The organism is Streptomyces sp. (assembly GCF_036524955.1).
Lineage (GTDB): Bacteria > Actinomycetota > Actinomycetes > Streptomycetales > Streptomycetaceae > Actinacidiphila.
Genome location: NZ_DATDBG010000156.1, coordinates 1 through 6,454 on the forward strand (window position 1 = coordinate 1; position 6,454 = coordinate 6,454).

The window sequence follows — 6,454 nt, forward strand, 5'->3', positions numbered from 1 at the left end:
TGTCGGCGTACGGCCTGAAGTGCAGAGGTATGTACGGTTTGATGTACAGAGCTTGAGCTGGTGTCAGCTGACGGCGGTGATGCCGCCTTCGATGGCAGTGAGGCGGTTCTTCAGCCGGTAGCTGGCGCCGTTGATGGCGAGGATCTCGCAGTGGTGGAGGAGGCGGTCGATGATGGCGGTGGCGAGGACGTCGTCGCCGAAGACCTGGCCCCACTCGCTGAAACTTTTGTTCGAGGTCAGCAAGGTGGAGCCCTTTTCGTAGCGCTTGGAGAGCATCTGGAAGACGGGGTTGGCCTTGTCACGCTCCAGCGGGAGGTAGCCGACTTCATCGACCACGAGGACGCTGGGCCGCAGGTAGGTGCGGAGTTTGCTGGCCAGGCGGCCGATGGAGTCGGCGGCTTTGAGCTGGCGGACCATGTCGTCCAGGGTGGTGAAGTAGATCGTGTAGCCGGCCCGGCAGGCGGCGACCGCCAGGGCGACCGCGAGGTGTGTTTTTCCTACTCCGGGCGGGCGCAGCAGGGCAACGTTGGCCTTGGCCTCGAGGAACGCGAGGGTGGCCAGGTCCTTGACTTTCCTGGGGTCGAGTTCGGGCTGGTAGGAGAAGTCGTACTCCTCGATCGTCTTGTAGTGCGGCAGCCGGGACAGTCGCAGGGCATGGCGGAAGCGGCGCTCTTCACGGACGGCGAGTTCTTCTTCCAGGACCAGATCGAGGAAGTCCAGGTAGGCCATCTGGCCGGCGTCGGCCCGGTGGACGTGCTCGGCCAGCGACTGGGTCAGGTGGGGCAGGCCGAGTTTGGTGGCGGTGGCGCGGATCCGGGCGGTGACCAGCTCGCTCAACGCATGTCCTTGGGGTCGGTGGAGGTGGCGGTGAAGGGGCGGGTGCCGGTGATCTGGTCGTAGAGCGCCAGCGGCCGGGTGCCGACGTGGACGTGTGCGGGCCGGGCCCGGGTCAGCAGGGAGACAAGCCCGCCGGGCTCGGTGCCGGTGCGGGCCGGCCTGGTCGTGGGGGTGCCGGGATCGGTGGTGGTGGCGCGGGTGTGTCCGTCGGGCAGGCCCTGCCAGTGGGACTGGTCGACGATGCGGGCGCCGCGTCCGACCGCACGGGGGTGGACGGCCAACAGCGTGATGCCCTGGGCGTCGGGCACGGTGGAGTGCAGTGCGACGGTGGCGGCCGAGGCCCTGACCTCGACCAGTTGTCGGTGGCGGACCTTGACGGCGGGAACCGAGTAGAGGTTGGCGTCGAAGGCGACCAGGCAGTCCTTGGCCACGTGCCGCAGAAACCGGTCGGCGACGATGTAGGGGCGGGCGGGCACCGGCCGCAGCGCGGCGTGGTCCCGTGCGGCTCGCACGCCGATCACTTCGCCGTGGGTGCGGTGGGTGCGGGCCCGGCGCTGGGGGACCCAGGCCATGAAAGCCCCGTCCAGGTCGTCCAGGCCGGAGAAGGCCCGGCCGGCCAGCACGTGATCACGGACGATGGTCACCTGGCGTTCGACCCGGCCCTTGCCGGTGGGCCGGTAGGCGGCCAGCACGTCGATGTCGAAGTCGTAGTGCCCGGCGAACGCGACGGCCTCCGGATGCAGGGGGACCGCTTCACCAGGGGCGACATGGCGGCGGACCACGGTCTTGGTCCGGTCGTAGACGATCACGCCGGGCACCCCGCCGTAATGCGCGAACGCCCGGCGGTGGCATTCCCAGAACGCCGCCAGGTTCTGGCTGGTGGTGAAGCAGCAGAACGGATCCCGGGAGTAGGACAGGACCATGTGGAAGGAGTAGACCTTCGGGATCCCGACATGGGCCAGGATGCCGCCCTCGTCACCCCAGTCGACCTGGGCCTGGGCGCCGGGCACCACTTCGAAGCGCCGGTGCAGCTTCGCCAGCTCCCGCGGGGTGTATCCGAGCTCCTCCGCGATCCTGGGGCGGGCTTGCTGCACATACATCTTGACGCGCTGGTAGTGGTGCGGGAAGTCGTACTGCTCGACGAGACGCTCATGGATCACCGCGGCCTTCAGCAGCACCTCGGCCCGCAGCCAGGCGTCGATCACATGCGCCCACGGCTTGATCACCTGGTTGCCCAGATCGGAGCGCGGCGCCGGAGCCGGAGGCTCAGGAGGCCCGTCGCTCTCCAGGTACTTCTTGACCGTCCGCCAGTTCAGGCCGGTCTCCCGGGCGATCTCCGAGATGCTCGCGCCCGCCTCATGCAGAGCCCGGAAACGCCGCAGTTCCAGCCACCGCTCCGGTTCCAGCAACATCCGTCGGGCCCTCCTCGACGCTTCATACCGTCAGCGCCAGGCTCCTCTCAGCACGCCGGACCCCACCCCGACACGCCGTGTCAGCTCTGCAGATCAACCCGTACGCACCTCTGCACTACAGCCCGTACGCCGACAGGGCTCCCAACTTCGCTGGTTCCGCGAGGAAGCCAGCAACAGTCCCCACCTGTGAAGGCCATGTGCTCTAGCGGAGGCGGGCCAGCAAGTGGGCATCGAGGAACCCCCGCTCGGAAACCGGGTCGTGGAGTAGCTGGGCGAATGTGACGAGCCCGGTCCCGGCCAGCAGCTCGGCGAACCGGTCCGCCGGCCAGCTATAGGCGGGCGTCACCTTGTGGTCGAAGCGGACCGGCTCGGGCGCTTCGGTCGCGAAGAACGAGACCAGGAGCAGGCCACCTGGTGCCAGGACACGCGCCTGCTCGGCGAGCAACGCGGGTAGTTCCTCAGGTGGGGTGTGGATCATCGAGTAGTGGGCCAGCACGCCGCCGAGCGCGCCGTCCTCAACTGGCAGGGCCTCCATTCGCGCTTCGTCGAACTGCAGCGCCGGCTGGGCCCGCCGAGCGTGGTCGACCATGGCCGGGGAGAGGTCGAGCCCGAAGGCGTCCAGCCCCAAGTCGTGCAGCATGGCTGTCAGATGACCGGGTCCGCACCCGACGTCGGCTACCCGCAGGTTCCCCGTGCCACGCACGAGCTCGGCGAAGGTGCCGATCATGTTCCGCGCGAACGGCCGTGTCTCCAACTGACTAGTGAACATCGAGGCATACAGCTCGACGACCCCGTCGTAAGCCGCCCTGGTCTCGTCCTGGTGCTCCGCCACGGGAAGGAAGTTAACACCCCCCATTCACAGCTGTTCTCCGGCCCCATGCCGAATCCCGCACCGTCGTAGCGGACTCGCTCGGCTACCTCAGCAAGACCACCAGCTGGCTGGGTTCCTCGGGGACCGGCGACAGTCGATTAGGCGATCACACCAGTACCACGGCCGGAGACCTGCGACCAACCTGATGATCATTTCCGTAATGGAAACCTGACGATTCGACTTGACGCCCAGCCGTAATGGAAACCTTACGGCCATGAAGACGACCATTGAGTACGACGGGCATGTGTTCAGTACCCGGGATGTGTTGGACGAGTCCGACCCTGAATTCATCGTTCCCGTGGGCTTGGTGGCCGCGTGCAGCTGCGGCTGGCTCGGCGCCTCCGCCGCTCCCGGCATGGAGGGGAAGGGCGGCTATCAGGGCGGTGAGGCACACGTGATCACGGACGAGGAGGGCGAGGCCGAGCGGGCAGCAATGGCCGAGTGGCGCGATGAGCACATCATCTTCATCGAAGACAGCGCCATCCCGGCAGCCCTCGCCAAGCACATCCGCGACGTCGGTGAACAGCTTGACGCCCTGATCCAGGCGGACAAGCCGATGGCCGCCCTGGCCGCGATCCGCATGTCGGAGGGCAACTTCGCCCGCCAGGCCCGCGACGCTGCCCTACGCGCCAGCTACCTGGATCACTCCTGGTCGCAGATCGGCGAAGCGCTCGGTATCTCCAAGCAGGCGGCGTGGGAGCGCTACGGGAAGGTCCGCCCCGAGGCTGGCCGGTGAGTGCCGCGATCCTCGCCGAGGCCGAACGTATGGAGGCCGAGGCCAGCCGACTGCACCTGCTACTCCGTAGGAAGGGGGCTCAACGGAATCTGCATCAACGCCCAGCGCGTGAAAGCCAGCAGAGCGTCGCCGGCGATGTCCTCAAGTCGGTCGAAGTCCTCCGGCAGCACGGGCCTTCCCCCGTGATGGTGGACACACTTCGTTGATCACGCGGCGAGCGTGAGCTTAGCCGCGTCGTGTCGGCGTTCGTATTCGTTGGGGCTGAGGTGGCCGTTGGCGGAGTGCCGGCGGCGGGTGTTGTAGCGGGCCAGCCAGGCAAATACCGTCCTTCTGCAGGTGCCGGCGTCGCCGTAGTCGCGGGCTCCCCGGAAGGTCTCGCGTTTCAGGGACGCGTGGAAACTCTCGCAGGCCGCGTTGTCCGCGCTGGTGCCGACCGCACCCATCGACCGGGTCACCCCGAGCTGGTCGCAGAGATCGGCGAAGGCCCGAGCCGTATTGGGCCCCGTGGTCGGAGTGGAACACGGCGCCGTCCAGGCCGCCGCGGGTCAAGGCCGCCATCTGCAGTGCGTCGGCGACCAGGCTGGTGCGCATGTGGTCGGCGATGGACCAGCCGACGACCTTGCGGCTGAAGCAGTCCAGCACGGTCGCGAGATAGAGGAACTCCCCGCCTGCGAGCGGGAGATACGTGATGTCGCCCATGTATTTCCGCCCCGGCTCGGTGGCGGTGAAGTCCCGCTGGAAGAGGTCCGGAACCTGTGAGGCTGCCGGGTCCGGGACGGTGGTGCGGACGCGTCCGCGCAGGCGGATGCCGGTGATGGAGAACGTCCGCATGACGCGGGCGACCCGCTTCTCGTTGATTCTCAGGCCCTTCGCGCGCAGCTCGGCGGTCACCCGTGTGGGGAGCCGTAGGCGCCGCCGGACTCGCCATGGACCCCGCGGATCCGCTCGGCCAGAAGCCGGTCCTCGCTCTGCCGGGACGCCCTCGCCTTACTGCCGGCAAGCCGCTTGTAGTAGCTGGACCGGTTCAGGTCCAAGACCTCGCACAGCCGCTTCACGCCGTAGGCGTCCCGGTGGTCGGCGACGAACTGGAAGCGACTCACCAGTTGGTCTCCCCGGCGAAATACTTGGCCGCCTTGCGGAGTATGTCCCGCTCAGTCGCCAGCTTCCGCTCACTCGCCTCGAGCTCGGCCACCCGGGCCTCCAGCTGCCGGATCCGCTCGTCCGGATTGGCGGACGATGCCGTCTGCTCAGCCCAGGCCGCCGGCGTCCCGCCCGCAGACGGGGTAGCGGCGGCGACACCGCGGCGTTCGCGGTCCCGCAGCACCCACTCACGCAGGGTGGCCCGGTTGATGCCCAGGTCGGCGGCGATGCTCTAGTACGTCGCCCCGGGCGTGGACTCGTACAGGGCCACGGCATCGGCCTTGAACTCGTCCGAGCGGTCTTCTCGCTTCCTCCGGATCAAGCAGATCCAGTATCAGCGTGTCCACCACTCAGGGGGAGGCCCCACGGCCGGACCAAAAGCACGTGGAGGAGGGGCAGCGACGGAATTCTCTGACCTGCGGGGTTGTCGAGCCGGTGTGATCGTTTCCCGGCGGAAGGGTGATGGTTTCCCGCCGGGTGCGGCGGGTTGCGTCAGCCTGGGGTACCCGTGCCCTCGTCGCTTCGTTGCCGCCGGTAGGCGCAGTTGGCGAGGGTGTCGGGGTGGTCGGGGCCCAACAGCCGCAACCAGTCCTCCAGCAGCTCCGCGGTCGCGGCTGCGGCGTCGGCCGCCGACTCCTGTCCCGGCCAGACCATCACCTACGCCCCATCCCCTGACCAGCCCCCCCGACCCCGCGGCGCATTGTCAGGGTTTTCCCTACGAAGGTGTGATCGTCCGGTTCGCCCGGGCGTGTCGGTGGTGCTTGCCGGAAGGATGATCCATCGCCGGGACCGGATCGACCTTGCGCCCAACGGCGCGCTCCCGGCGGGAAGTTCATGAAAGGGGAAATCGGCACATGGCGAACGAACTGCACTACGGGGACCGGATCTACCTGCAGAACCTCTACGGGGGTGATGGGGGCTACCTCGACGTCAACGGCGGCGCGAACACTGCCGGAGGACAGTACAGGGTGTCCACCGCGACGGTCGCCAATCGCGACGGGGCCAGCGGCACCTGGGAGATCGTCTCCGGATCCTGCGCAGCCACCGGCGCGGCGGTCAAGAGCGGCGACATCATCTACCTGCGCAACCTCTACGGCGGCAACGGCGGCTACCTCGACGTCAGCGGCGGCGCCAGCAGCGGCCAGCAGCAGTCCGGCGGCATCTACGACGTCACCACCGCCTACGGCAAGGACCGCGACGGCAACAGCAGCCGCTGGCAGATCTTCGACCAGACCAGCTCACCGGGCGACGGCCTCGTCCGCTTCAACGACACCGTCCAGCTGTGGAACACCTACGCCAACTGCGGCGGCTTCCTGGAAACCAACAGCACCAGCAGCGCCTCCGGTGCCCGCTACGACGTCGACACCAACGCCTACTCCAACCGCGGCAACACCAACGTCACCCTCTGGAAGATCCTGCCCGCCAGCTGACAGCACAGCGCGGCGGAGGGTCGGGGCC

The 6,454-nt window shown here is 68.1% G+C and carries 6 protein-coding genes and 1 pseudogene; 2 read left to right on the top strand and 5 right to left on the bottom strand.

All coding sequences use genetic code 11. The features are described 5' to 3' along the window. Window positions 1–63 precede the first annotated feature (63 nt). The 3 genes from istB to VIW71_RS12650 all read right to left on the bottom strand — a co-directional run bounded on the left by istB (window position 64) and on the right by VIW71_RS12650 (window position 3,081). A complete protein-coding gene (gene istB, locus VIW71_RS12640) occupies window positions 64–837 on the bottom strand; it encodes an IS21-like element helper ATPase IstB (protein ID WP_331622221.1) in 774 nt (257 codons plus the stop codon). Then, window positions 834–2,249 (bottom strand): IS21 family transposase, encoded by a 1,416-nt coding sequence (gene istA, locus VIW71_RS12645; RefSeq protein ID WP_331622222.1) that lies wholly within the window; start codon window positions 2,247–2,249, stop codon window positions 834–836. The genes istB and istA overlap by 4 nt, the downstream gene beginning before the upstream one ends. A gap of 202 nt (window positions 2,250–2,451) precedes the next feature. Beyond that, the gene (locus VIW71_RS12650; RefSeq protein ID WP_331622223.1) at window positions 2,452–3,081 is read right to left on the bottom strand and encodes a class I SAM-dependent methyltransferase; all 630 of its coding nucleotides are present in this window, start codon (window positions 3,079–3,081) and stop codon (window positions 2,452–2,454) included. Between the two features lie 253 nt (window positions 3,082–3,334). Here VIW71_RS12650 and VIW71_RS12655 point away from each other — a divergent pair, with 253 nt between their 5' ends. Next, window positions 3,335–3,856 carry a hypothetical protein gene (locus tag VIW71_RS12655; RefSeq protein WP_331622224.1) on the top strand — a complete coding sequence of 174 codons (522 nt, stop codon included), beginning with the start codon at window positions 3,335–3,337 and terminating at the stop codon, window positions 3,854–3,856. Between the two features lie 206 nt (window positions 3,857–4,062). Here the strand turns inward: VIW71_RS12655 and VIW71_RS12660 are convergent. Further along, window positions 4,063–5,315 (bottom strand): annotated as a pseudogene (locus VIW71_RS12660) (IS3 family transposase). 173 nt (window positions 5,316–5,488) lie between these two features. Next, window positions 5,489–5,650: a hypothetical protein gene (locus VIW71_RS12665; protein ID WP_331622225.1), complete on the bottom strand. Its 162-nt coding sequence runs from the start codon at window positions 5,648–5,650 to the stop codon at window positions 5,489–5,491. 200 nt (window positions 5,651–5,850) lie between these two features. On the opposite strand from VIW71_RS12665, the gene VIW71_RS12670 reads away from it, so the two are divergent. Continuing rightward, a complete protein-coding gene (locus VIW71_RS12670; RefSeq protein ID WP_331622226.1) occupies window positions 5,851–6,426 on the top strand; it encodes a hypothetical protein in 576 nt (191 codons plus the stop codon). Window positions 6,427–6,454: the final 28 nt, after the last annotated feature.